The sequence below is a fragment of the Paenibacillus sp. UNC451MF genome, from assembly GCF_000686845.1.
In the GTDB taxonomy this organism is placed as follows: Bacteria; Bacillota; Bacilli; order Paenibacillales; family NBRC-103111; genus Paenibacillus_S.
Window position 1 is genome coordinate 91,935 of the sequence record NZ_JMLS01000023.1, and the last position, 24,081, is coordinate 116,015.

A 24,081-nucleotide genomic window follows, 5' to 3' on the forward strand; every position below is an offset into this window, starting at 1 on the left:
TCTTATTTTACCAAGGAGTGGATCATAATGCGAAAGCTAAGAGAAATCGAAGAGGTTATTAAACAGATACAATCGGGAGATACATTGATGGTCGGTGGCTTTGGTCTGGTTGGAGCACCATTAACCCTTATTGATGAACTGACGCGGCTGGATGTAGATCAGCTGACCGTCATTAGCAACAACCTTGGTGAAGCCGGTAAAGGATTGGGCATTTTGCTGAGACAAGGAAAAATCAAAAAAGCGATAGGCTCTTATTTCACCAGCAACCGGGAAGTTGGAGAGAACTTCAATGAAGGCAAGCTTGATATCCAATTAATGCCTCAAGGAACGATGTCGGAATCGATACGTGCCGGCGGCGCAGGAATCGGAGGCTACTATACACGCACAAGTGCCGGAACCGAACTAGCTAAGGGGAAGGAAGTCAGAATCATCAATGGCGAGCAATACGTGCTCGAAGAGCCTCTTAAAGCTAATGTTGCGCTTATAAAAGCGGCCAAAGCCGATTCTCTTGGGAACCTTGTTTTTTATAAAACGGCACGTAACTTTAATCCGTTGATGGCAACAGCTGCTGATTTCGTCATTGCGGAAGTGGATGAGATCGTAGAGGCCGGTGAGCTGTCACCGGAAGAAATCGTCACTCCTCATTTATTCGTTGATGCCATTGTGGAAAGCAAGCTAGTACTAACCAAAGAAGGAGTTGTGCCAAAACATGAGCTCAAATAAAGAAATTCAAGAAATGATCGCGAAACGTGCGGCTAAAGTGCTGCAGCCCAATTCTGTCGTCAATCTTGGAATCGGTATACCGACGTTGGTTGCCAAATATGTCGATCCGACCTCGGTTCATTTCCATACGGAGAACGGCATGCTTGGGGTCATGGAGCTGACTTCGGATGAAGATTTTGATCCAAGCTTGGTCAACGCGGGAAAGCTTCCGATTTCTGAAGGAATCGGCGCATCGTATTTTAACAGCGGTGAATCGTTCGCTATGATTCGCGGAGGGCATGTCGATGTCGCCATATTGGGTGCGCTGCAGGTTGACGAGCAGGGTTACATTGCCAACTGGGCAATACCAGGTCAAAACATTATGGGAGTAGGCGGAGCGATGGATCTATTGAGCGGTGCAAAAAAGGTCATCGTAACGACGAATCACACCTCCAAAAACGGCGAGCCGAAAATTGTTAAAACCTGCAATTACCCGATTACTTCATTGCGTAAAATCAATCTGATTATTACAGAATTAGCGGTGTTTGAATATAAAAAGGATCGGTTGGTGCTTATAGAGCTAATGCCGGGTGTTTCATTGGAGGAAGTACAAGCCAAAACAGAAGCAAGCTTTGATATTGAATAGGAGATGATTAACCATGGATAATCGAGTATTTGTTGTAAGTGCGCATAGAACGGCAGTAGGGAAACTGGGTGGAGCACTGAAGGATATTGATCCGGACGATCTGCTCGTTCCATTATTCAATCAATTGAAAAAGCAAAGCCTGGTGCCAGATGAAGAAATCGACGAAGTGATCATCGGTCAAGCCAAGCAAAGCCAAGATCAATCCAACATTGCCCGTAAAGCGCTGCTGAAAGCTGATTTGCCTGAATCGCTGCCAGCCTATACAGTTCACCGCCAATGCGGATCAGGCATGCAAGCAATCCATAACGCTTTCACTTCTATTCGGGCAGGATTAGGACATGCCTTCATCGTGGGCGGGGTCGAAAGCATGAGTGCTGCACCTTATTATATCCGTAACGCACGGTATGGATTCATTGCCGGGAATTCGGAAATTCTAGACCCTAACAAAGAAAGCCAGCCGGGTTCCCAGCCGGAAGAAAAATACGGTCGTCTTGTTATGGGAATGACTGCTGAAAATCTGGCGGAGGATTATGCTATCACGCGTAACGAGCAGGATGAGTTCGCCTATAACAGTCAGTTAAAGGCACATAACGCCATTCAAAATGGCGAGTTCAATGATGAAATTGTTCCTGTTTCGATTCCGCAGAGGAAAGGAGAGCCTGTTATTTTTTCAGTTGATGAGCATCCGAGAAAGACTGATATGCAGCAGCTCGGTAAGCTCAAGCCTGTTTTCAAAAAGGATGGTACAGTAACTGCGGGCAACGCATCCGGTCTTAATGATGGCGCATCCTTACTGCTTGTCGTTTCCGGTGAGATGGTCAAAAAATATCAGTTAAAGCCGTTGGTTGAAGTTTGTGCGCTTGGAGTATCAGGGTGCAAGCCAGATCGCATGGGGATCGGACCTGTGGAAGCTACTGCGAAAGCGCTAAAGATGGCGGATATCCAAATGGAGGATCTGGATTTGGTGGAGCTTAATGAAGCTTTTGCCGCACAATCGCTCGCTTGCATTAAAGAGATGAAATTGCCGATGGACAAAATCAACGTCAACGGCGGTGCCATTGCTCTTGGACACCCTATTGGAAACAGCGGAGCCAGAATTAGTGTCACGCTTATTCATGCCATGCGCAAAAGAAAAGCGAAATGGGGTCTGGCGACCCTTTGTATAGCTGGGGGTCAAGGGATTGCTACCGTATTCCGTTCCGTGGAGGAGGAGAACTAATGAAAGCCGTTGTTAAAACAAATCGCGAACGTGGAGTCGAGTTCAAAGAAATAGATCCGCCCGAAATGAGCGAGCAGGATGTATTGGTGAAAGTCGAAGCTGTCAGCATTTGCGGCAGTGATTTGCACATGTACGAGGGCATGAAGGCTTACGAATGGGTTGCGACTCCAGTGATACTGGGACATGAGTTCGCCGGTACGGTGGTCAATGTCGGCAAGCCTGAATACGAGCATTTATTAAATCAGCGCGTCATTATTAATCCTTATGTACCTTGTGGAGATTGCTATAACTGCCAAAGAGGGAACACCAACCTTTGCGACTACGGTTCCAATGCAATGGCCAAGGTGCCGGCCAAATCGCTTCGGTACGGCTTTCGCACCAATGGCGGTATGGCTGAATATGCAGCCATTCATTATAAAAATGTTCTCCCTATTCCAGATGAGCTGCCTATTGAAGTTGCCGGCATGCTGGAGGCTCTAGCTATTGGTGTGAAGGCACTGGAACGCTCCGATATTAAGCCGGGCGATACGGCTGTCGTTATTGGACCCGGCCCGATAGGTCTTTCTATGGTTGCCTCCCTGTCCAATTACGGCTTAAGAAAGCTGATCATTACGGGGCTGCATGCAGATGAGGAAAGATTGCAGCTTGCTAAGGAGCTGGGAGCTACAGACATCGTGTATGCTGATGAAGTCAATGATGTGGAAGCCGTGAGCGCAATTACAGACGGTCAAGGGGTCGACCATATTTTTGAAACAAGCGGCTTCCACCAATCTCTTGTTTCGGCAGTGCGTATGTGCACAAAGGGCGGTGAGGTTCTTCTAGTCGGCATATCCGCTAAAGAAACAACCTTGCCAACACATGAGATTGTTCGTGGCGAAGTCACTGTCAAAGGGGTTTATGGCGTTACGGAAACAACGCTTAGACGGACTATATCGATGGCTGCGAGCGGAAAATACCCGTATGCCAAGCTAATTTCTCATGTACTTCCATTGGAAGATGTCGTAAACGGGTTTGAGTATGGTCTCAAGAAACAGGGAGCGAAGGTGATTCTTAAGCCATGATACGTAAAGTGGAGCACACGGCAATAATCGTCAACGATATGGACAGATCCATCGATTTTTATTGTAACTATTTTGGCTTTATACTTCGAACGAGAGGCAAGACACCGGCTAAGGAATTGGCCTTTTTATATCATCCCAACCAGTCTGGCTTTGAAATTGAACTGATCAATAATCTCACACCGGATTATAGCTACGCAAGCAAAGGCATTGTAAATCACTTGGCGCTAACGGTGGATGATATCTATGAAGCGATTCGTTTTTATCGGGAAAAAGGGATCCATTTCAATACGGAAGAACCAAGCCCGTCCATTGATGGAGGAAAGACGATATTTTTTTACGGACCATCTCAAGAGCTGCTTCAACTGGTACAACCAAGCAAGGAAAGAAAGGGTGAACAATAATGGCTTCTTTTGATGTGCTGAAATATTACGAAGAGGTGTACGGTAAAGTTCCTGAATGGGTGGATATGTTGTATCATTTTTCTCCAAAAGCAATGGAACACTATACGCTGCTTAGAAACGAAATTTTAGTCGACGGTGCTCTTCCGCGCAAAGAAAAGGAGCTTATTCTGGTTGGTGTCAATGCGGCGCGTCGTTATGAAAGAAGCATGATTTATCATACGCAAGGAGCTGTCGATGCTGGCGCTAATCTTGAAGAAATTGCCGATGTCGTTGCAGCCTGCATTATCTCCCGTGGAATACCTGCTTGGTTTACGGGGATGAAGGCGATTCAGTTCGCAGCCGAATATTTGGGCATTGAAGGTACAGAGGTTAAAGAATATAACGGAGAGCTTCCTTCCATCACGTCCTTGGAGGATGCTTATGCATACTATGAAAAGGAATCGGGATTGACTCCTTCGTGGGCTCAACTGCTGGAAAAAGCCAATCCTTCCGCTATGGTCGGATATACCAATTTAAGAAATGTCGTTCTAAGAGACCATGTAGTATCAAGAAAGCTGAAGGAGCTCGTATTAATTGGCGTTAATCTTGCCGAAAGATACCCTGAAGGAGTTCAGGTGCATGTCAACGGAGCGAAGAAATGGGGAGCTACGGATGCAGAAATCGCAGAAGTATCCCTCGTTTGTGTGCTCACAGCCGGAATTCCTTCCTGGTTTGAGATCAGTGAGTTTTTGCAAAAAGCTTAAGTAGTACCTTATATCATCCCTGCATCCTTTAGTTGCACTGTCTTAGCTGCTGTGTGGCCTAAAGGATGCATTTTTTATGTTTGTTTTCAATTCACTTACTATTCCATGGGAAATTGTTGTTTGTATATATGCCCCCTCCCGACCATATACTTAAAAAAGAGAAGTAAGGGAAGGAAGGAGTGAATAGGATGAAGCTGTTTGCCTTAACCTTAACGAAAACATCGGATACATCCGTTCATAAGCTTCATGCGGCGGTGGATGATGCTGTCAGAAACGTATATTCCAATAACGTGGCAACATATGTCGAGCAAGACCATACGACCTTTGTTATTCATGCTGAAGGGATATTTCCCCTTTTTCAATTGGATAAAAAAACCGATGAGTTGTATTCAAAGGTAGCTGAGGCAGTCTCTGAATGGATTATTCAGGAAGAAGAGGGACGATTGATTCGTGCCATGATTGCCCGAGATTTCGATTACAAGCTGGAAGAGGATATCGCCTCTATTCTTAGCTATTGCCGCCCTGCGCAGTCGTCCGAAGAGGATGAGGAAGCCTTTGAACCTACCTTTGAGCAGGCGGTGGCACGCCGCAAGCAAATGATTACACAGGCGGTTTGCGCATTTTTGCAGGAATTTACGGATTTGAACTTACAGGGCTTTATTAAATTTCGCTTGCAGGACTATATGAGTGAGCTTCACGAAGTGGTTGAATATGCAATTGACGAGTTCCTGATGGATCAGCAGTATCAGGAGTTCATTTCACTGTTAAAATATTTTGTTTACATTCAGGAAGCCAAAATTCCAACGGCTCACTTGATACATAAAGGCGGCAACGAATTTACTCTGCTGAACGATCGTATGGAGCCTATTGATACGAGCCAGACCGATGCGACTTTAACTGTGGAAATGCTCGAGAAGGACATCAACTTTGAAGATGTCATTGTCAGTACGTTGATTTCGGTATCTCCTCGTCAAATATGCATCCATACAAGAGACCCGGAGGTTCAGGTCATTAAAACGATCACGCAAATTTTTGAAAATCGCGTTCAGCTCTGCGAATATTGCAGATTATGTCACAATCTTGACCGATCGGCAGCAGCTGACTATAATAAAGGTTAGGGCAATAATCAAAGACAACAATGGTTGAAGTGCTGTACAGAGAGAGGGGACTTGGCTGTAATCTCCTTCAGTGAACGACAATCATTTACCCCTTTGTAGCTGAGATATGGAACACGGCATGCTATAATCGGCATTTTCGTTTAGTATATATCTCCGGTTCATTCCCGTTAAGGAATGCTTACGAGGATTCGCAGGAAGCTTGAGCGGATCGAACTAGGGTGGAACCACGAGACCAAGCGCTCTCGTCCCTTTTGGGATGAGGCGCTTTTTTTGTTTTGCTAAAAGCTTCAATAATTCAGGAGGTTGAACAAGATGGCAGTAAAAGTTACTTTTCCGGATGGAGCGGTAAGAGAATATGAGCAGGGAACTACGATTGAAGAAGTAGCCGGTTCCATCAGCTCTGGATTGAAGAAAAATGCGGTAGTCGGCAAATTAAACGGCAAAGCGGTTGATTTGAACACGGCTATCGATCAGGATGCAGCCTTGGAAATCGTAACGCTGGATAGCGAAGCGGGACTTGAAGTATACCGTCATAGTACGGCTCACTTGATGGCGCAGGCGCTTAAACGCATTTATGGTGAAAAAACAGTAAAGCTCGGTATCGGTCCTGTAATTGAGGACGGCTTTTACTATGATATTGATTTGGAAACACCTGTTACTCCTGAGGATCTGTCCAAGATCGAGAAAGAAATGGAGAAAATCGCCCAGGAGAACCTGCCGATCCGCCGCAGAGTGGTCAGCAGAGAAGAAGCTATCCGTATTTTCACTGAGCTCGAAGATCCGCTGAAGCTGGAGTTGATCCGTGATTTGCCAGAGGATTCCGTGCTGACGATCTATGATCAAGGCGAATTTTTTGACTTGTGCCGCGGACCTCATTTACCGTCCACTGGACGTATTAAAGCATTCAAGCTATTGAGCGTAGCAGGGGCTTACTGGCGTGGAGATTCCAAAAATAAAATGCTGCAGCGTATTTACGGTACGGCATTCCCTAAAAAGGCTGAACTGGACGAGCATCTTCACCTGCTCGAAGAAGCTAAAAAACGCGATCATCGTAAGCTGGGCAAAGAGCTTCAAATGTTTACCTTCTCCCGTGAAGTTGGACAAGGCTTGCCTCTATGGCTTCCTCACGGAGCCAAAGTACGCCGCACGATGGAGCGCTATATCGTAGATTTGGAAGAGCGTTTAGGCTACCAACACGTGTATACGCCTGTTCTGGCCAATGTAGAGCTTTATAAAACATCCGGGCACTGGGAGCATTACCAAGAGGACATGTTCCCTAAAATGATTATGGACAATGAGGAGCTCGTTCTTCGTCCGATGAATTGCCCGCATCATATGATGGTGTACAAAAGCGACATGCGCAGCTACCGCGATCTGCCGATTCGTGTAGCTGAGCTTGGAACGATGCACCGTTACGAAATGTCCGGAGCCTTGACAGGCTTGCACCGTGTACGTGCAATGACTCTGAACGATGCGCATATTTTCTGCCGTCCGGATCAAATCAAAGAAGAATTCGCACGCGTAGTCAATCTGATTCGCCAAGTGTATGAGGATTTCGGAATCAAGGAATATCGTTTCCGTCTGTCTTACCGTGATCCTGCGGATACCGAGAAATATTTCCCAGACGATAACATGTGGGAAATGTCCCAACGCATGCTGCGTGAGGTTGTAGAAGAGCTTGGTTTGCCGTTCTATGAAGCGGAAGGCGAAGCAGCATTCTATGGTCCTAAGTTGGACGTACAGATCAAAACAGCCCTGAAAAAAGAAGAAACGCTGTCTACAGCACAGCTCGACTTCTTGCTGCCAGAACGTTTCCAATTGGAGTATGTAGGCGAAGATGGACAGAAGCATCGTCCGGTCGTTATTCACCGTGGTATTATCTCAACTATGGAACGGATGACGGCTTTCTTGCTCGAGAACTTTGCGGGTAACCTTCCAACCTGGTTATCTCCGGTTCAAGCGAAAGTCATCCCAGTTTCAACGGCATTTGAGAGCTATGCTAAAGAAGTTGAAGAGAAGCTCCAGTTTGCAGGTATTCGCGTTGAATCCGACCTGCGCAATGAGAAGCTGGGTTACAAAATCCGTGAAGCGCAGCTTGAGAAAATTCCTTACATGCTCGTTGTAGGTGAGAACGAAATGAATAACAACAGCGTTTCGGTTCGTAAGCGCGGCGAAGGCGATTTGGGTGTACAAAGCCTGGACAGCGCAGCTGCTTTAATCAGCGAAGCGATCCGTTCGAAGCAAATCGACTAAAGTGACATTAAATGATATGAGAACAATTCCTTTTCGAAGGGATTGTTCTTTTTTTGTAAGTTTGGTATCAGGTGAGATAGTGCTTGTTTGGCGATTTTGTATATTCCTAGTAGTAATTGGATAGCCTCTTATATTAAGGGGAGGTTTTAAACCAAGTATGTTACCAAAAGCCGTAAGTCATGCGAAATGGATCTGTTTCATTGCCGTTCTGCTCGGATTGTTTTTGGCACTAGAACAGGAACAGCAGTCACTGGCACAAAACGGTCCTGTCGATCACGGTCAATTCAGTCAAGCCTTGCCAACGTTGTCCCAAAACGTTCAAGCAGCTGCTCAGCCGCAGGCTGCGTCCCAACAGCAGGAAAATAATGTTGCTAAAGAGACAAAGGCTGTTTCTGCAGTCAAACAAAACACTACCGTTAACTATAACAAAAAGAGCGACAAATATACCTTTTTGCCTAATCTGAAGAAGGACATATCCCACTATACTGCGGTGGAAGTGACTGCAACCGGTTATTATGCGGGTAAGGAATCGACAGGTAAAACGCCTGGTCATCCTGAGTATGGAGTCACTTTTTCCGGGATGAAGGTTCAGCGCGATAAAAACTCTTTCTCAACCATCGCTGCTGACCCGAGCGTTTTTCCTCTTGGAACGGTTCTATGGATTCCGGGGTATGGATACGGGATTGTAGCCGATACAGGTAGTGCGATTAAAGGCAAAAGAATTGACTTGTACTTTGAAACCAAAGATCAAGTGTACCGTGAATGGGGCAAAAAAACGTTGAATGTATTCGTCGTCAAAAAGGGCGACGGCAAAATTACGAAAATGATTTGGAGCCAGCTGGAGAACGAGATACTGTTTTAAACTTCCAACATAAATGGACTTCACCTTACCCATACTAATGCTTGTAAGGGGAGGTGAATAACAACATGGCTAAGAACAAAAACAAAAAGCAGCAAAACGATACTGAGTTTGCTGAAGAAGTAGTAGCTAAAAACGTGAAGCAATCAGGACAAAACAATGCAAGCGAAGGTGCCAATCAAAACGCTAAATACTAATTTAACGGTATGTGAGATATGATGCAGAAGAGGCGGACGCAATATAGCGTCTGCTTCTTTTTTTGTTACGATTTATCAGAAAAAAACATACGATATGCACAATCTGCAAGGATTATCGGGTTAATTCCTGACATTGTTAACGAAATAGAGGTTTTCAAAGCTTATTTTTTAGTGTAAAATGAGGATTATACTGTGATAAAAGTTAACATGAAGAGATAGGTGATGTCCCATGGAAGAGGTTTTATTGATGGGGAATTCGGTGCAGGTAACGAGACGAAAAGCGGCGGAAGTACTGCCTTTTTTAGAGGTCTATGTGGCTCGCAAAGAAGAACAGATTGCTGAAATTGAGCAGGTCATCGAGCGTTATGAAAAGAAAAGGATTATGGAAGAACGCAGCTATCGGGCCATGTCATCTTTTCGTCGAATGTTTGCCGGGAAAAAGCCAGACCATCATCTGGCTGTAGAGTATATTCATTATGTGAAAAAACCCATGGAGCAAATCCGGCAGCTGCGTCTTGAAATCGAGAAGGCGAAGGCAGTGTTGAACGGAACAGAGCAATCGGATGATGTTGCGATCAGTGAGGAAATGGTTAAAGAGCTTGGCTTGTAGCTCAGATATCTCATCAGGCCGTTTATATGAAATTTCAGCCCGTGCTCCGGTGCGCGTTGCTTCTATATGAAGCAATAGCGACGGGGTTATTTTGTGTTTAAATATCGATGGGCGAAACTGGAATCGACTTAAGACTTTGCTTTACGACAAAAAAATCGTTATAATGGGTTCAGTCGGGCGGCTGCAGGGTTCAATATCATCTCTGAAATACAATCATGAATGGAGGGATTTGATGATGCGCCAAGTACTCATCATATTTTTTGCCGTAGCATTATTAGTATCAGGATGCACCACCAAACCAGCGGACCAGGCTCAGCCGGATGCGTCCAAGCAAGAGCAGACACCGTCACCTAGTCCAACGACTTCACCAGCTCCTAACGATGCCAATAAAGGGGATCAAGCCAACAACACAGCTAAGCCTGCCGACCAGTCCTCTAATAAAGAAACGCCTGCACCTGTGGAAGCCCCAAAAGGAGCGAAGGAGCAGCCTATCGTGACGCAGGATCAATATGGCAAAGTCGATTTTGGCATGACGTTTGATGAAGTGTCCAAGAACATGGGAGAAATGGGCAAGCTGATTAGCGAGTTCAAAGAAGGCGACGGCAGTAATCCTGTTCAAACCTACGAATACAAATTAAAAGACGGTGGTTCGGTTAAAGTCACGTTCCGTAATGGTAAAGTGACATCCAAATCGGATAGTGCCGGAGGAAAATAATAATATGAAGGGCTGGCAGAAAGCAAACATGATTTGCTTCCTGCCAGCCCTTTTTGTATATATGATGCACTATGGTTAAATTATCGTTTTTTTAATTGATTCAATTCGATGAAGTCATGATCCTGGCTGTAAGCAGGCACGCCGTGGATACCTACGTCCAGACCGACGAGTTCCTCGTCACGGCTAACCCTAACGGGAACAAGCCGGTTAATAAGCTTCAAGGAAAGCCAAGTCAGCGTGAAGCCCCATACAGAGACGATGATAAGTCCTAGTGCTTGTACTCCGAGAAGATTCCATCCACCGCCGTAGAACAATCCGCTGTAGCTTTGACCGATGCCCTCAGTTAATTCCGGCTTTGCAAACAAGCCAACGGCAAGAGTGCCTATGCTGCCGCTAATACCGTGGACCGCAAAGGCGCCTACGGGATCATCCACTTTTTTGGAATCCAAATACTCTGTTGCAAATACCATGGCGATGCCGCTGACGGCACCGATAAAAATGGCTGCTCCATCACTTACGAAAGCACAGCCTGCTGTGATACTAACCAAGCCGGCTAAGGAACCGTTAATAACCATCGGGGGATCTGCTTTGCGATAACGGAATAAGGTGAATAGAATGCAAGTGGCGCCACCCGCAGCAGCGGCAAGCATGGTCGTTACGGCAATGTGCCCGATAGAACCGTTCGTTGCACTTAGCGTACTGCCGGAGTTAAAGCCGAACCAGCCGAACCAAAGGATAAAGGCGCCTACTGAGGCTAAAGGAAGGTTCGATGGGGGTACGATATTCGGAGTTCCGTTATCGGAAAATTTCCCGATACGCGGACCAATGAAGATGGCTGCAGCCAGTGCTGAGAATCCTCCCATCGCATGAATGACAGCGGAGCCTGCAAAATCGATCATGCCGAGACTTCCGAGCCAGCCGCCGATACTCCAAACCCAATGTCCGGCGATAGGATATATGAGACCTGTCATAGCTATGGTGTAGAGTATATAAGCGTGGAAGTGAATACGTTCAGCGACGGCACCGGACACAATGGAGATGACTGCAATAACAAAAGCGCATTGGAACAGCCAATACGTATCGTTGGAGATAGAGAGCTTAATGTGTGTTAGGTCTCCTCCCATCATAAACCCGCTTGTTCCGATGAAGCCAAAGGCATCCTTGCCATACATAAGACCGAATCCGATAAAATAGAAGATAAGCGCGCCGAATGTGATGTCCACGAATACTTTCATTATGATGCTGACAGCGTTTTTCTGCCGTACGAAGCCTGCTTCCAGAAGGGCGAATCCTCCTTCCATCAACAAGATCATCGCGGCTGTTAAAACGACCCAGATCGTATCCAATCCACTCGCCAAAGCGGACAAATCCATATGTTCAACTCCCTTGTAAACTGCATTTCGGTCCTTCTACGCCAATCATTATACGGTTTCAATGATAGTTATGTCAACGAATGACGTAAGATAAAATGACATATGATGACGAATAATCGGTTTTGTGATGAAAGGGATAAATTTTGTGCGCTCCGTTCATTCTATAACTAAAAGAAACAGGAGGATGGACAATGATTCCATTGGATTCTGCCCTGGTAAACCGGGAAGAAGCTTACGATCAAATTCGCGATTATTTGCATGATCATCAATTTACTCTAGGTGGCAATTGGGATTACGATCACGGTTATTTTGACCGGGCAATAGATAATGAAAATAAAGTGTGGCTGCGTATTCCTTTCGGAGTGACTCACGGTGCATTAGACGGAGATACAAATTCGACAGATGCAATTATTCGCATCGGTTCTCCTTTTGTCTTGAAGCATTTATATAATGAAGGCTTGGATAAAGAGGCTCAGGTTAACACCTATGGCGCACTAGTTGATCAATTTCAGGAGCCGGTCGATAAAGATGCTCCTGTTGACGATGAGTGGGTCTCTAAAGCGAAGAGTATTTTGCGGGAAGTCGAAGCGAACTGGGCGGCTCCGTAAGTATCTTTCCTTATAAATTTGTGATCTAAGCATGATCGTGAGCAATGAATAGTTACAATAAGTAGTATTAGTGGCATGGGAGTCTGTTATGAGTAGGCGCATTTAAATTAAGAAGAGAAGTTGTCGGGGACAACTTCTCTTCTTATTTAAACAGCACGGCAAATATTACTTTTTTTGCCCTATGCTGCCAAAACTAAAGCGTGTCCAGGCAAACTTTGCTTGCAAAGGAGCCTGGACAGACGCGCCCCTTAGACACTCAACGTCCCTCCAACCACAAGCCTGTTACCGTACTCATGCAAGCGTGTCCTGATGTTTTTTGCTGATAAGCAAAGAACCTTCAGGACGAACGCGATCCACCCACTAACGTACCATCGAAGTTGCACACCCTACTCCCACCACCGAGTTTGCGGGGTCCAGGGGCGCCAGCGCCCAGGGTCCCCCTTGAGAGCAAGGGGGGATATAGGGGGATAGACTCTATTGACCTTTCTTTTTAACTCCGATTCATTTAATTTTAAGGTTTCTTTAAGGTTACAAATGCATTATATAGTCAAAGATAGCAAGTAGCACTCAGAACCTTAAAGCCTGATGAACGGAGGGTTTTACAATGGATGATAAAAAAAATTATGACGACTTCTTTCGCCGTCAAGACGGTGAAACTAATGATACTTCATCACGTGAGACCGACAAATCGGATGTGAATGAATCGCAGCAAGAACGACCTTCATACTATTATTCCTACGGGCCTTATAAATCTTCGATGGGAAATGAAGAAACGCCGAGTTCTACAACAGCGAGCTCCAGCGAAGGAGATACTCGAGTTGAAATGACGCCTCCCAAACCGCTGCGCAGCTTCTCGTACAATGGACAGGACGGTGGAATGCCTCAAGATCCAATGAGAAACTGGCAGTACGAACCGAAGAAGCGAACATCTTCGTTCAGAAGCGCATTTATCTCTTTTGTGGCGGGTGCTGTAGTCGTAGGAAGCTTAATGTTCGCTTCCGATAAGATGAACTGGTTTACTGGTTCTCAAGGAGTAATGGGCAGCAGCGCGAACTCAGGAGCAACCGCCCAATCCTCTAGCGGCAACGGAGCGGTCAAGCCTACATCCCTTAATCTCGGCAGACCGGATAATATTGCGCAAATCGCCGAGCAATCCGGGCCGGCAGTAGTCAAAATTGAGACGAAGGTGAAGGCTAAGGCAAGCAGCGGCAATTCGATCTTTGATGATCCGTTTTTCCGCCAGTTTTTCGGAGATGACGGACGCTCCCAGCAGAAGCAAAAAGGAAAAGACAGTGAGCAGCTTCAGCCTGGTGGGATGGGGACAGGATTTATTTTTGAAAAGTCCGGCTACATCTTAACCAACGAGCACGTTATTGACGGTGCTGATGAAATTTGGGTAACCGTGCAAGGGTATCAACAACCATTTAAAGCTCAGCTATTGGGTAACAGCTATGATCTTGATCTGGCTGCTTTGAAAATTGATGCGACGGACGGCAAAGATTTTGCTTCCCTACCGCTAGGTAAAGCAGAAGATACGAATGTAGGAGATTGGGTTGTTGCTATCGGGAATCCTTACGGATTTGACCACACAGTAACAGTTGGGGTGTTGAGCGCCAAAGAACGCCCGATCTCTATTCTGGACACGCAAGGAACCCGAGAATACAAGCACTTGCTGCAAACGGATGCTTCCATTAACCCTGGTAACTCCGGTGGACCTCTGTTGAACTTGAATGGTGAGGTCATTGGGATTAATACCGCGGTTAGCGCACAAGCTCAAGGCATTGGTTTCGCTATTCCGACAAGTACGATTTCAAGCGTTCTGGATAATCTCAAAAATAATGTGAAAATTCCTAAAGAACCATCTCCTTATATTGGGGTAGCGATGGCTGCTATCGATAAGGACTGGGTTTCCGAACTGAAGCTTGAAAATACGGATGGGGCTATTATCTCGGATGTCGTAAGAAAAAGTCCTGCCTTTAAAGCCGGCTTGAGACCGTACGATGTCATCGTTGAAGTCAATGGTGCCAAAGTAAAAACGACTCAAGAAGTACAAGATAAAATTAAAGCATTGAAGGTCGATGATAAAGTGACGCTCGGCGTCATGCGTGATGGCAAAAAAGAGAATGTGACCGTTGTCGTCGGCGATAAAAACGCGGAATAAAACCTACACAGAAAAGGGTTAGAAATAAAAGAAAGAAGTAGAGCGAAGCCTAGTCTGTTGCTCTGCTTCTTTTTGTATCCGGAACATGTATTTTGTTACAATAGAATGAAGGTGGTGCTCAGATGAGAGAAAAAATATTGGTAATAGATGACGACGAGAAAATTACATCCATGCTTAGACGGTCTCTGGCATTTGAAGGTTATACCGTATTCACAGCTAATCATGGTATGGATGGGTTAAAGCAAATATTAGAGCACGACCCGGATGCCGTGATTTTGGATGTTATGATGCCACAGCTGGACGGGTGGGAGGTTGTAAGACGTATACGAGAGGGTGGAGCGACGGTTCCTGTACTCATGCTGACGGCCAAGGATGAGATCGCAGATCGGGTGAAGGGTTTGGATAGCGGGGCTGATGATTATTTGGTCAAGCCTTTTGCGTTGGAGGAGCTTCTTGCGAGAATTCGTGTGCTGCTGCGCAGAAAGACAGCTGATAAATCGGAGCAGGCGACGAATCGGCTGCAGTATCAAGATGTGTTCATGGATCTGGACACGCGAGAAGTATTTCGCGGCGGTCAATTGGTTGAATTGACGACCAAAGAATTTGAGCTTTTGCATCTATTTATGCAAAATCCGAAGCGGGTGCTCTCGCGAGATCTGATAATGGAAAAAATATGGGGTTACGATTACAGCGGCGAGTCCAACGTGCTTGAGGTCTACATTGCTCTGCTACGACAAAAAACGGAGGAGCATGGGCATAAGCGGATGATACAAACCGTTCGCGGCGCCGGATATGTACTGAGAGGAGAGGGATGACGTGAGCATACGTCTTCGTCTGACTTTATGGTATACGGGCATCTTGTCGGTCACCGTGCTGTTGTTCGGCTTTGGCTTGTACGGATTGCTCTACTATAATAACTATACTTCGTATAAAGATAACTTGATCAATCAGACGGAGGATGTTTACACGCGTATTCAGCCTCGAATGGTGGTTACTTTGGGCGGCGGTGTCAGTTGGGACTTCTTTATGCCTCAAGGTCGCGAACTACTTAAAAATTCGACGACGTTTTACCAACTGAACAACTATTTAAACGGAAAATCCGATCAGTCGGCGAATCTGAAGGAACTTAACATGTCATTGCCGGATCTGACGGAAAAACAGCGGCAGGTTTTAGTGGAAGATGGGAAGCTGTTTCAAAAAGTGAAAATCGAAAACATGGATTTCATGGTGTACAGTCTTCCGATCCCCGCTTTGAAGAACGGTCAGCAGCAGCTTGCTGGGGTGTTTCAGGCGGCCGTATACACTGCGGACTTCGAGAAATTGTTTTCACTTCTAAGGATAATTTTAATTTTTGCATCTGCTGTAACGATCCTTCTGGCCGCTTCCGTAGGCTGGTTTATGGCACGTAAAGCGTTAAGGCCTATCGATCAAGTTATCGACGCGGCGAATCAGATTGAGAAGGGTGCCGATTTGGGGAACCGGATCAACTATGATGGACCGGAGGATGAGATCGGGCGCTTGACGAATACGATCAACGGTATGCTGGGACGGCTTCAGACAACTTATTCCGATCTGGAGGAAGCTTACAGGAAACAGCGCCGCTTCGTATCCGATGCTTCCCACGAGCTGCGCACACCGCTGACGACCATTCGTGGCAATGTCGATTTGCTTGAGAAGATGTGGAAACGTACTGCAGCCAATGGAACAGTTGAAGAAAGACAACAGCTTGAGCTTTCGCTTGAAGCCATGCATGACATCGCCGGTGAGTCCGAAAGAATGACTCGTTTGGTGAATGATCTTCTGGCTCTCGCTCGTGCCGATGCAGGCTTTGTAATGGAAAAGTCGGACATTGAATTAAAGCCTGTTGTTGAGCAGGTCATTCGGAAGGCTCAGATGCTTCCGCGAGCTGTGGATTGGGTAGCCGGTGATTTAACCGCGCTTGAAGGAGTTCACGTTAACGGGAATAAAGATTACCTGCAGCAGCTGATCTTCATTTTTGTGGAAAATGCTTTTAAATATACCGAGAGCGGAGCCGTCCGACTGGATGCTCAAATCATGAATGAGCAGATAGGCATCCGGATCGAAGATACGGGCATAGGTATGGATAAAGAAGAGGTACCGTTAATTTTTGAACGTTTCTACAGAGCAGACCCTTCAAGAGGTCAAACCGCGGGTACTGGTCTCGGACTATCCATTGCCAAGTGGATCATAGACGAACATCAAGGCTCTATAGAGGTCACCACCCGTAAAGGGGAGGGGAGTACATTTATCATTTGGCTGCCCTTGGTTCGGGTATCGACAACATTCGAGCACAGGCATTCCCTAGACGCGGGGAATCAGGTATAATGAACTAGAGAGGCAGGTGCAGGGATGGATGTAATCAAAATCTCTCCGAGAGGCTACTGTTACGGAGTTGTAGATGCCATGGCATTAGCCATGCAAACGGCAAAAAATCTGAATCTGCCGAGACCGATTTATATTTTAGGCATGATCGTGCATAATTCCCATGTGACGGATTATTTTGATAAAGAAGGCGTTGTAACTTTGGACGGTCCGAACCGGCTTGAAATACTGCAGCAGGTAGAGACGGGCACTGTTATTTTTACAGCTCACGGCGTTTCTCCTGAGGTTCGCCAGCTTGCAAGAGAGAAGGGACTTACCGTTGTTGACGCGACTTGTCCGGATGTGACCAAGACGCACGACCTGATCAAGGAAAAAACAGCTGAAGGATATCATATTATTTATATAGGTAAGAAAGGCCATCCTGAGCCTGAAGGAGCCATTGGTGTCGCACCTCATCAGGTTCACTTGATCGAAAGGCTTGATGAAATCGATCGATTGCAAGTCGATGCTTCATCTAAAATCATCATCACTAATCAGACGACAATGAGCCAATGGGACATCAAGCATATTATGAACGGATTGCTGGAGAAATTTCCAAAGGCCGAAATTCATAATGAAATATGCTTGGCTACACAGATTCGTCAGGAAGCGGTGGCTGAGCAGGCGATGGATGCTGATCTGGTGCTTGTGGTCGGTGACCCGCGGAGCAACAATTCGAATCGTCTGGCTCAGGTATCAGAAGAAATTGCAGGAGTTAAAGCGTACCGTATTGGGGATATTACGGAGATCAAGCGCGAATGGCTGGAGCCTGTAAGACGCGTTGCCGTTACTTCCGGTGCGTCTACGCCGACACCAATTACTAAAGAAGTCATAAATTATTTGGAACAGCTTGATCCACAAAATGAATCATCCTGGGAGATCAAGCGAACGATTAATATGAGCAAATTGATTCCATCGGTGAAGCAAAAGGCTAGTATTGAATAACATAACGTTAGGATGAAGGGAAATGCAGCTGAAGAAGAAGGCAAGTAGCAAAAAACCTTTTCACTTCCGAAATATTAAACGTTGGTTTAAATTAAAGTACTTGCTGCTGACTCGGGCCAAGGGAGGACCGGGTATGGTAGCCGCCGGTTTCTCCGTTGGCTTAGCGATAGAGATGTTTACGCTGCCTACCGTTGGATTGGCATTTTTCTTAATCTTCCCGTTGGTTTATTTGTTTCGCGGCAGCATGGCTGCGGCTTTAATCGGTTTTGTATTCGGGAAGGTTATTTATATCCCGATGACGTACTTTCACATGAAAATCGGCGGTCTCCTATTGCCGCGCGGCACCAGACAGTTTCTGGCTGATCATCTGCCAGATTGGATGGATACATTTATTCGGTCCAATCTGAAGCTGTTTATCGGCGGTGTAGTGGTGGGTATCATTTTGGGCCTTATTGTATATTACCCAATACGGTGGGGACTTGAATTGTACGATTCCAGAAGGAAAGAAAGACGTAAACAAAGAAAAGCTCAATTAATGATAAGCTCTGAGTCAACTCATTAAGAGGAAATTATAAGTTCCTCTACTTGACGAGGAGCTTTTCTCGTTGTATAGTTACTTTAGTGATTAAAAGCTTAAAAGCGTATAAGCGTTGAAGTGAGTCAGTGGATTGTCTATTGTATTTGTAAGTATTAGTTCATGGAGTCACTTATCCACGATTTCTAACATTATATAAATAGGAGTGTTGTCGTTATGATCGTTATTATTTCTAATAAAGTGTCGGAAGAACGTATTCAAGAAATTGTTCACCACATCGAAAAGCATGAAGTTCAAGCTCATGTATCCAGAGGGGTGGATCGGACGGTCATAGGCATTATCGGCAAAGCAGATCCGATGCTTGCTGAACAACTGCGTCAGTTATCCGGTGTAGAGCAGGTGGTCAAAATTTCAAAATCATATAAATTGGCGAGCCGCGATTTCCATCCGAATGATACGGTCATTAAAATCAAGGATATCGAGATCGGCGGAGAACAGCTCGTTATTATGGGAGGTCCATGCGCAGTTGAATCTCCTGAGCAGATTGATGAGATTGCGCGTCTTGTCAAAGCGGCAGGTGCCCAAGTGCTGCGCGGCGGGGCATTCAAACCTAGAACGGGTCCTTACAGTTTCCAAGGCGTTGGCGTAGAAGGCTTGGTAATGATGGCCGAAGCGGGCAAAAAACACGGACTTCTGACGATTACTGAGGTTATGACACCTGAATACGTAGATGTATGTGCTCAATACGCGGATATACTACAGGTGGGTACACGGAATATGCAAAACTTCGATCTGCTGCGCAAGCTCGGAACGATCCAGACACCGGTTTTATTGAAAAGAGGGTTTAGCTCCACGTACGATGAATTTCTGAATGCGGCGGAATACATTTTGGCCGGAGGTAATCCAAATGTCATGCTCTGTGAACGCGGAATCCGAACATTCGAACCTTACACGAGAAATACGTTGGATTTGGCTGCCATCCCTGTACTCCAATCCTTAAGTCATTTGCCGGTTATCTCTGATCCGAGCCATGGAACAGGCCGAAGAGAGCTGGTAGAGCCAATGAGTAAGGCCTCCGTTGCTGCCGGTGCTAATGGTTTAATAGTAGAAATGCACACAGATCCGGACAATTCGATGACAGGAGACGGCGTACAGTCGTTATTCCCGGATCAATTTGCCAAGCTAATGATCGATTTAGAAAAGCTTGCTCCGCTCTGCGGCAAACGATTTGATACGAAAAAAGAAGAAATAACTGTTTAATCTAACAGAGATGTTAACAATTAACAAGGCTTGATTCCTTGCTTCAAGGGGGATCAAGTCTATTTTTGTCGAAATTATGAACGAAACCATATGGATGTGTAAGAATACCTCACACATCCACAAAAAATACCTTACATAAGTATTGACGATCATTCATGAAAAGTTTTATAATAACACCATGATAAACAAAAAACTTGAACAATGTACGAACAAACCAAGAAGAATGTTCGGAAATTAGGAGGTTGGCTATTCATGTCAGTTCAAAACGTATTAAACATCCTTAAAGAAAAAGGCATCGAGTGGGTAGATTTTCGTTTTGTGGATCTTTCCGGTAGAGCTCACCATATTTCCTTGCCAGCTAATGAAGTTGACGAAGCTACATTTGAGAACGGGGTAGCATTCGACGGATCTTCCATCCCAGGATTTAAAGGTATTGAAGAGTCTGACATGGTTATGCTTCCTGATACCGAGACCGTATATGTAGATCCTTTCACAGCTCATCCTACATTGATCGTAATGTGTAACATCCACACTCCAGAAGGCGAGCGCTATGATCGTGACCCGCGCAGCATCGCTCAAAAAGCGGAAGAGTACTTGCAATCTGCTGGAGTAGGTACAACAGCATTCTTTGCTCCAGAATCCGAATTTTTCATCTTTGACGAAGTTCGTTTCCAAAGCGGACAAAACGAATCATCTTACTTTGTAGATTCAGAAGAAGCTCATTGGAACTCCAACCGTAAAGAAGAAGGCGGTAACCTTGGATTTAAAGTCGGCCACAAAGGCGGATACGTTCCAGTAGGTCCTACAGATACTCAACAAGATATCCGCAGCGAAATGTGTCGTCTGTTGATGGAAGCTGGTCTTCGCATCGAGCGTCATCACCATGAAGTTGCAACTGCAGGACAAGGTGAAATCAACTTCCGTTTTGATACATTGACTACTACAGCTGATAACTTGATGAAATACAAATATATTGTACAAAACACAGCTAGACAATATGGTAAAGTAGCAACTTTCATGCCTAAACCATTGTTTGGCGATAACGGTAGCGGAATGCACGTTCACCAATCCATTTTTGATGGCGATACTCCTCTTTTCTATGAAAAAGGCGGCTATGCTAACCTGTCCGAAATGGCTTTGCATTACATCGGCGGTATCTTGTACCACGCACCGGCTTTGATTGCTTTGACGAACCCATCCACGAACTCGTTTAAACGTCTGGTTCCTGGTTATGAAGCACCAGTTAACCTGGTATTCTCCAAAGGTAATCGTTCCGCGGCTGTTCGTATCCCGGTTGCTGCAGTAACTCCAAAAGGCTGCCGTATCGAGTTCCGTACTCCGGACTCCACAGCTAACCCTTACTTGGCATTCGCAGCTATGCTGATGGCTGGTTTGGACGGAATCAAGAAAAAAATCGATCCTCGTGCTCTTGGATACGGTCCATTGGATAAAAACATCTATGACCTGTCCGATGCAGAAAAAGGCGAAATCCGCAGTGTACCTGGTACATTGGATGAAGCTCTTAACGCTTTGGAAGCTGACTATGAGTTCTTGACTGAAGGCGGCGTATTCACTAAAGATTTCATCGATAACTACATCGGCTTGAAACGCAGCGAAGCTAAAGCAGTTGCAATCCGTATTCATCCGCATGAATACTCCCTGTACTTCGATCTGTAAGAACTTATTTATCTTTCATATAGAGAACAGCCCTCCGGTTTCCGGTGGGCTGTTTCTCCTTCTTGCTGTGCAGGAAGTTTCAGCTTACTCTCTCCTTAGGAGCGCCAACCGTTCATAGGGTACATGTAGACTATCTTTTGCTCCATCCAGAGAAAGCCTAACTTTTCATATAAAGGTCGCGCTGCTGCGTTATTAAGATCGGTTTCCAGCTGCATCCGATTAGCACCTTCCTTCTCAGCTATCGCACGGGCATGGAGAAGCAGCTGATGCGCTGCTCCCCTTCGCCGGTAGCGAGGGGCGGTATACACATCTTGAATTCGCATGATAGGCAACGCCCTCGATGTAGAGAAGCCCCAATTATAGGTTAAAAATCCGGCATATTCATCTTCGATGCGGGCCAATAAGCAGAAGGCATGCGGATACCGGAGAAGCCGCATCAGCGTCTCTTTGCATTCCGAAAGCTGCAGTTCATTTGAGCAGTCTAGGTTCTTGTGTTGACCTATTAGCCGACTTGCCTCTGGAATGATGTCTTCATTTAACTCGACAACCTGTACGTTAACATGATCCATAGCTAAATTAGCCTCCTTTTTTATAATGCATTGGAAATTATTTCATAAATTTAGAAAAAATAATAGACTTATCCTGAACTGATTGTTATGATGTTGGATTAGGTATAGTTGAATTTTCGGACTCCTTATGCAAGTTCAGAACTTAATATATAAAAGATCAGACCGTTTACTAAGCGGTCAGTGTTTGTAGAGAAACCTATTTCTCCGAGAAATTTGCTATATGGGTAGGTGGGGTATGCCTCGGAAGAGCGAAAGCGTCCGCCTTTGTTCTTGGGAAATCCCCGCTGTTAAGCGAATAAATTGAAAATTTCCCAAGAACAACAGCGGCTGGAGGGGCATACCCCACCGGAGTATACTAGCAATATTTCAAGTTTATGGGTTTCTCGTCAATCTGAGACCGCTTACTAAGCGGTCTTTTTGTTTTAAGAAGAAAGCTGCAAGTAAAACAAAAGAGGGAATGGGTATGGGGTGGATAAGCGATAGCGTCCGCCTTGAAGTTCGTTTTCCAACCGCTATAAACTATAATTCAAGGAGCACGCACTTCAACAGCGGCCGCGGAATCCTACACCCATCCCTCCTTATGCACTAGCGATTGGGTTTAAGCCAAAGAGAACCGTCCGGCGATTTTTTGACGGCTTAATTCATTTTTGTGTACTCGTCACCGTTTTGTAATATTTCTTCATTATAATGGAAGCAATGAAACCTAGTTAGGATGGGTGGTGCAATGGATGGGAGCAGCTTGGACGGAGAAGGAAATTGTACATCTGCTGAACCGTACAGGGTTCTATGTAGATAAAAGTAGTGTTAGCGCTTGCATGGATATGGGCAAGGAGGAGACGGTCCGGCGATTGATAGCAGGCGAATCGTTAACAGGAGCAGCGAGCGAACTGCTGCCATTGGAGCAAATTAAGGCGGACGGCAAAGAATTAAAGGTCGATTCGATCGGCGACCAGCAAACCTATTGGCTTCATCGTATGGTCACCTCGGAGGCCCCGTTGATTGAAAAAATGACGTTGTTCTGGCACGGTCATTTTGCAACCTCTTACCAAAAGGTGAAGGAAATTCCTCTCATGATTCGGCAAAATGAGCTTTTTCGAAAGTATGCGATGGGTAGTTTTCATGATCTGGTGTTGGAGGTTGGTAAAGATCCGGCGATGATGCTCTATCTCGATTCCAACAATAACAAGAAGGGTAAGCCCAACGAGAACTATGCCCGCGAAGTGATGGAACTGTTCACGCTGGGGATTGGCAACTATACGGAGCAGGACATTAAGGAAGCGGCGCGAGCCTTTACCGGTTGGTCGTACAATAAAAAGCTGGACGAATTGAAGTTTAATAAAGGACAGCACGATAACGGCAGTAAGACGATTCTGGGGGAAAAGGGAGATTTCGACGAGAGCAGCACAGTCGATGTGCTGTTCAAGCAGGATGCTCTATCTCATTTTATGGCTACGAAGCTGCTTAAGTTCTTTGCAACAGACGAACCTTCTGAGGAGTGGGTTAATCAGGTGGCATCTGACTTTGCCAACACCAAGAATGTAGGTGAAGTGCTATCTAGGCTGTTTCTATCGGATGCATTTTATAATGCTGAGCACCTGGTAAGCTTGATTAAGACACCTGTAGAATACGTCGTAGGCATTCTGAGAGCGTTTCGGATCCCCATGTCCAAAGGCTTCGCGCAAGCATCAAGGAAAATGGGACAAGAGCTTTATTTGCCACCGGATGTGGCGGGGTGGAGAGGCGGTACGGCCTGGCTGATGACCACAAGTCTTTTGGCACGTTATCAATTCGCTGAATCAGTGGCGAAACGAATTAACAATACCTTATTGACAAGTAAGGATTATAAGCTCGAATCAACAGCAGCAGCGGAGGATTGGGTAAGCCAATATGCGCAGAATGCAGGGGTATGGTATCTTGGGGAGCAAACAAGTCAGGTGCTTGCCAAATATGCTGACGAGACGTTCGTCCATTCTACGCAAAAAGCCGCGGGAATGAAAGGGCTGCTGCAGCTTATCATGCTGAGTCCCGAAGCGCAGATGAAATAAGA

General features: G+C 45.7%; 23 protein-coding genes. 21 read left to right on the plus strand and 2 right to left on the minus strand.

Annotation, left to right across the window (positions count from 1 at the left end; genetic code table 11):
- The first annotated feature begins 27 nt into the window (after positions 1-27).
- From BP97_RS37140 to BP97_RS0122615, 12 genes are all read left to right on the plus strand, one after another.
- Complete coding sequence (locus BP97_RS37140) at positions 28-723, plus strand: CoA transferase subunit A (RefSeq protein ID WP_036746386.1); 696 nt, start codon at positions 28-30, stop codon at positions 721-723.
- On the plus strand, positions 710-1,348 hold the full coding sequence (locus tag BP97_RS0122565) for a 3-oxoacid CoA-transferase subunit B (protein WP_028551147.1): 639 nt from the start codon (positions 710-712) through the stop codon (positions 1,346-1,348). The genes BP97_RS37140 and BP97_RS0122565 overlap by 14 nt, the downstream gene beginning before the upstream one ends.
- Before the next feature lie 13 nt (positions 1,349-1,361).
- The gene (locus tag BP97_RS0122570; RefSeq protein ID WP_028551148.1) at positions 1,362-2,567 is read left to right on the plus strand and encodes a thiolase family protein; all 1,206 of its coding nucleotides are present in this window, start codon (positions 1,362-1,364) and stop codon (positions 2,565-2,567) included.
- Complete coding sequence (locus BP97_RS40295; protein ID WP_028551149.1) at positions 2,567-3,628, plus strand: zinc-dependent alcohol dehydrogenase; 1,062 nt, start codon at positions 2,567-2,569, stop codon at positions 3,626-3,628. The genes BP97_RS0122570 and BP97_RS40295 overlap by 1 nt, the downstream gene beginning before the upstream one ends.
- Complete coding sequence (locus BP97_RS0122580) at positions 3,625-4,029, plus strand: VOC family protein (protein WP_028551150.1); 405 nt, start codon at positions 3,625-3,627, stop codon at positions 4,027-4,029. The genes BP97_RS40295 and BP97_RS0122580 overlap by 4 nt, the downstream gene beginning before the upstream one ends.
- Positions 4,029-4,772 carry a carboxymuconolactone decarboxylase family protein gene (locus BP97_RS0122585; RefSeq protein WP_028551151.1) on the plus strand — a complete coding sequence of 248 codons (744 nt, stop codon included), beginning with the start codon at positions 4,029-4,031 and terminating at the stop codon, positions 4,770-4,772. Before BP97_RS0122580 ends, BP97_RS0122585 begins: the two co-directional genes overlap by 1 nt.
- 188 nt (positions 4,773-4,960) lie before the next feature.
- Entirely contained in the window at positions 4,961-5,890 is a 930-nt protein-coding gene (ytxC, locus tag BP97_RS0122590) for a putative sporulation protein YtxC (protein WP_028551152.1), read from the plus strand.
- A gap of 312 nt (positions 5,891-6,202) precedes the next feature.
- Positions 6,203-8,143, plus strand: coding sequence for a threonine--tRNA ligase (thrS, locus tag BP97_RS0122595; RefSeq protein WP_028551153.1), 1,941 nt, complete (start codon positions 6,203-6,205; stop codon positions 8,141-8,143).
- Between the two features lie 157 nt (positions 8,144-8,300).
- The gene (locus BP97_RS0122600; RefSeq protein WP_028551154.1) at positions 8,301-9,005 is read left to right on the plus strand and encodes a 3D domain-containing protein; all 705 of its coding nucleotides are present in this window, start codon (positions 8,301-8,303) and stop codon (positions 9,003-9,005) included.
- Between the two features lie 65 nt (positions 9,006-9,070).
- Positions 9,071-9,199: a hypothetical protein gene (locus BP97_RS41450; RefSeq protein ID WP_269321922.1), complete on the plus strand. Its 129-nt coding sequence runs from the start codon at positions 9,071-9,073 to the stop codon at positions 9,197-9,199.
- Between the two features lie 229 nt (positions 9,200-9,428).
- Positions 9,429-9,809 carry a hypothetical protein gene (locus tag BP97_RS0122610; protein ID WP_197035517.1) on the plus strand — a complete coding sequence of 127 codons (381 nt, stop codon included), beginning with the start codon at positions 9,429-9,431 and terminating at the stop codon, positions 9,807-9,809.
- 232 nt (positions 9,810-10,041) lie between these two features.
- Entirely contained in the window at positions 10,042-10,524 is a 483-nt protein-coding gene (locus BP97_RS0122615) for a hypothetical protein (RefSeq protein ID WP_156043285.1), read from the plus strand.
- Positions 10,525-10,604: 80 nt separating this feature from the next.
- Here BP97_RS0122615 and BP97_RS0122620 read toward each other — a convergent pair whose 3' ends face one another.
- A complete protein-coding gene (locus BP97_RS0122620) occupies positions 10,605-11,897 on the minus strand; it encodes an ammonium transporter (protein ID WP_028551157.1) in 1,293 nt (430 codons plus the stop codon).
- Between the two features lie 191 nt (positions 11,898-12,088).
- Between BP97_RS0122620 and BP97_RS0122625 the strand changes: the two genes are divergently transcribed.
- The 8 genes from BP97_RS0122625 (at position 12,089) to glnA (ending at position 21,465) form a co-directional block, all read left to right on the plus strand.
- The gene (locus BP97_RS0122625; protein WP_028551158.1) at positions 12,089-12,505 is read left to right on the plus strand and encodes a YugN-like family protein; all 417 of its coding nucleotides are present in this window, start codon (positions 12,089-12,091) and stop codon (positions 12,503-12,505) included.
- A 604-nt stretch (positions 12,506-13,109) separates the two neighbouring features.
- Complete coding sequence (locus tag BP97_RS0122630) at positions 13,110-14,666, plus strand: S1C family serine protease (protein ID WP_028551159.1); 1,557 nt, start codon at positions 13,110-13,112, stop codon at positions 14,664-14,666.
- A 122-nt stretch (positions 14,667-14,788) separates the two neighbouring features.
- Positions 14,789-15,481 carry a response regulator transcription factor gene (locus BP97_RS0122635; RefSeq protein ID WP_028551160.1) on the plus strand — a complete coding sequence of 231 codons (693 nt, stop codon included), beginning with the start codon at positions 14,789-14,791 and terminating at the stop codon, positions 15,479-15,481.
- Between the two features lies 1 nt (position 15,482).
- Complete coding sequence (locus BP97_RS0122640; RefSeq protein WP_028551161.1) at positions 15,483-17,012, plus strand: sensor histidine kinase; 1,530 nt, start codon at positions 15,483-15,485, stop codon at positions 17,010-17,012.
- A gap of 24 nt (positions 17,013-17,036) precedes the next feature.
- Positions 17,037-17,993 (plus strand): 4-hydroxy-3-methylbut-2-enyl diphosphate reductase, encoded by a 957-nt coding sequence (locus BP97_RS0122645; protein WP_028551162.1) that lies wholly within the window; start codon positions 17,037-17,039, stop codon positions 17,991-17,993.
- Positions 17,994-18,015: 22 nt separating this feature from the next.
- On the plus strand, positions 18,016-18,555 hold the full coding sequence (locus BP97_RS0122650) for a DUF2062 domain-containing protein (protein ID WP_028551163.1): 540 nt from the start codon (positions 18,016-18,018) through the stop codon (positions 18,553-18,555).
- A 189-nt stretch (positions 18,556-18,744) separates the two neighbouring features.
- The gene (gene aroF / locus BP97_RS0122655; protein WP_028551164.1) at positions 18,745-19,788 is read left to right on the plus strand and encodes a 3-deoxy-7-phosphoheptulonate synthase; all 1,044 of its coding nucleotides are present in this window, start codon (positions 18,745-18,747) and stop codon (positions 19,786-19,788) included.
- Between the two features lie 252 nt (positions 19,789-20,040).
- Entirely contained in the window at positions 20,041-21,465 is a 1,425-nt protein-coding gene (glnA, locus tag BP97_RS0122660; RefSeq protein WP_028551165.1) for a type I glutamate--ammonia ligase, read from the plus strand.
- 95 nt (positions 21,466-21,560) lie between these two features.
- On the opposite strand, the gene BP97_RS0122665 is transcribed toward glnA, so the two are convergent.
- Positions 21,561-22,034 (minus strand): GNAT family N-acetyltransferase, encoded by a 474-nt coding sequence (locus BP97_RS0122665; RefSeq protein ID WP_028551166.1) that lies wholly within the window; start codon positions 22,032-22,034, stop codon positions 21,561-21,563.
- A 728-nt stretch (positions 22,035-22,762) separates the two neighbouring features.
- Between BP97_RS0122665 and BP97_RS0122670 the strand changes: the two genes are divergently transcribed.
- Entirely contained in the window at positions 22,763-24,079 is a 1,317-nt protein-coding gene (locus tag BP97_RS0122670) for a DUF1800 domain-containing protein (RefSeq protein ID WP_036746371.1), read from the plus strand.
- The last annotated feature ends 2 nt before the right edge of the window (positions 24,080-24,081 follow it).

Excerpts from the sequence above, each read along its gene's own strand:
- BP97_RS37140 (WP_036746386.1), top strand. The coding sequence starts at position 28 with ATGCGAAAGCTAAGAGAAATCGAAGAGGTTATTAAACAGATACAATCG.
- BP97_RS0122565 (WP_028551147.1), top strand. The coding sequence starts at position 710 with ATGAGCTCAAATAAAGAAATTCAAGAAATGATCGCGAAACGTGCGGCT.
- BP97_RS0122570 (WP_028551148.1), top strand. The coding sequence starts at position 1,362 with ATGGATAATCGAGTATTTGTTGTAAGTGCGCATAGAACGGCAGTAGGG.
- BP97_RS40295 (WP_028551149.1), top strand. The coding sequence starts at position 2,567 with ATGAAAGCCGTTGTTAAAACAAATCGCGAACGTGGAGTCGAGTTCAAA.
- BP97_RS0122580 (WP_028551150.1), top strand. The coding sequence starts at position 3,625 with ATGATACGTAAAGTGGAGCACACGGCAATAATCGTCAACGATATGGAC.
- BP97_RS0122585 (WP_028551151.1), top strand. The coding sequence starts at position 4,029 with ATGGCTTCTTTTGATGTGCTGAAATATTACGAAGAGGTGTACGGTAAA.
- ytxC (WP_028551152.1), top strand. The coding sequence starts at position 4,961 with ATGAAGCTGTTTGCCTTAACCTTAACGAAAACATCGGATACATCCGTT.
- thrS (WP_028551153.1), top strand. The coding sequence starts at position 6,203 with ATGGCAGTAAAAGTTACTTTTCCGGATGGAGCGGTAAGAGAATATGAG.
- BP97_RS0122600 (WP_028551154.1), top strand. The coding sequence starts at position 8,301 with ATGTTACCAAAAGCCGTAAGTCATGCGAAATGGATCTGTTTCATTGCC.
- BP97_RS41450 (WP_269321922.1), top strand. The coding sequence starts at position 9,071 with ATGGCTAAGAACAAAAACAAAAAGCAGCAAAACGATACTGAGTTTGCT.
- BP97_RS0122610 (WP_197035517.1), top strand. The coding sequence starts at position 9,429 with ATGGAAGAGGTTTTATTGATGGGGAATTCGGTGCAGGTAACGAGACGA.
- BP97_RS0122615 (WP_156043285.1), top strand. The coding sequence starts at position 10,042 with ATGATGCGCCAAGTACTCATCATATTTTTTGCCGTAGCATTATTAGTA.
- BP97_RS0122620 (WP_028551157.1), bottom strand. The coding sequence starts at position 11,897 with ATGGATTTGTCCGCTTTGGCGAGTGGATTGGATACGATCTGGGTCGTT.
- BP97_RS0122625 (WP_028551158.1), top strand. The coding sequence starts at position 12,089 with ATGATTCCATTGGATTCTGCCCTGGTAAACCGGGAAGAAGCTTACGAT.
- BP97_RS0122630 (WP_028551159.1), top strand. The coding sequence starts at position 13,110 with ATGGATGATAAAAAAAATTATGACGACTTCTTTCGCCGTCAAGACGGT.
- BP97_RS0122635 (WP_028551160.1), top strand. The coding sequence starts at position 14,789 with ATGAGAGAAAAAATATTGGTAATAGATGACGACGAGAAAATTACATCC.
- BP97_RS0122645 (WP_028551162.1), top strand. The coding sequence starts at position 17,037 with ATGGATGTAATCAAAATCTCTCCGAGAGGCTACTGTTACGGAGTTGTA.
- BP97_RS0122650 (WP_028551163.1), top strand. The coding sequence starts at position 18,016 with ATGCAGCTGAAGAAGAAGGCAAGTAGCAAAAAACCTTTTCACTTCCGA.
- aroF (WP_028551164.1), top strand. The coding sequence starts at position 18,745 with ATGATCGTTATTATTTCTAATAAAGTGTCGGAAGAACGTATTCAAGAA.
- glnA (WP_028551165.1), top strand. The coding sequence starts at position 20,041 with ATGTCAGTTCAAAACGTATTAAACATCCTTAAAGAAAAAGGCATCGAG.
- BP97_RS0122665 (WP_028551166.1), bottom strand. The coding sequence starts at position 22,034 with ATGGATCATGTTAACGTACAGGTTGTCGAGTTAAATGAAGACATCATT.
- BP97_RS0122670 (WP_036746371.1), top strand. The coding sequence starts at position 22,763 with ATGGGAGCAGCTTGGACGGAGAAGGAAATTGTACATCTGCTGAACCGT.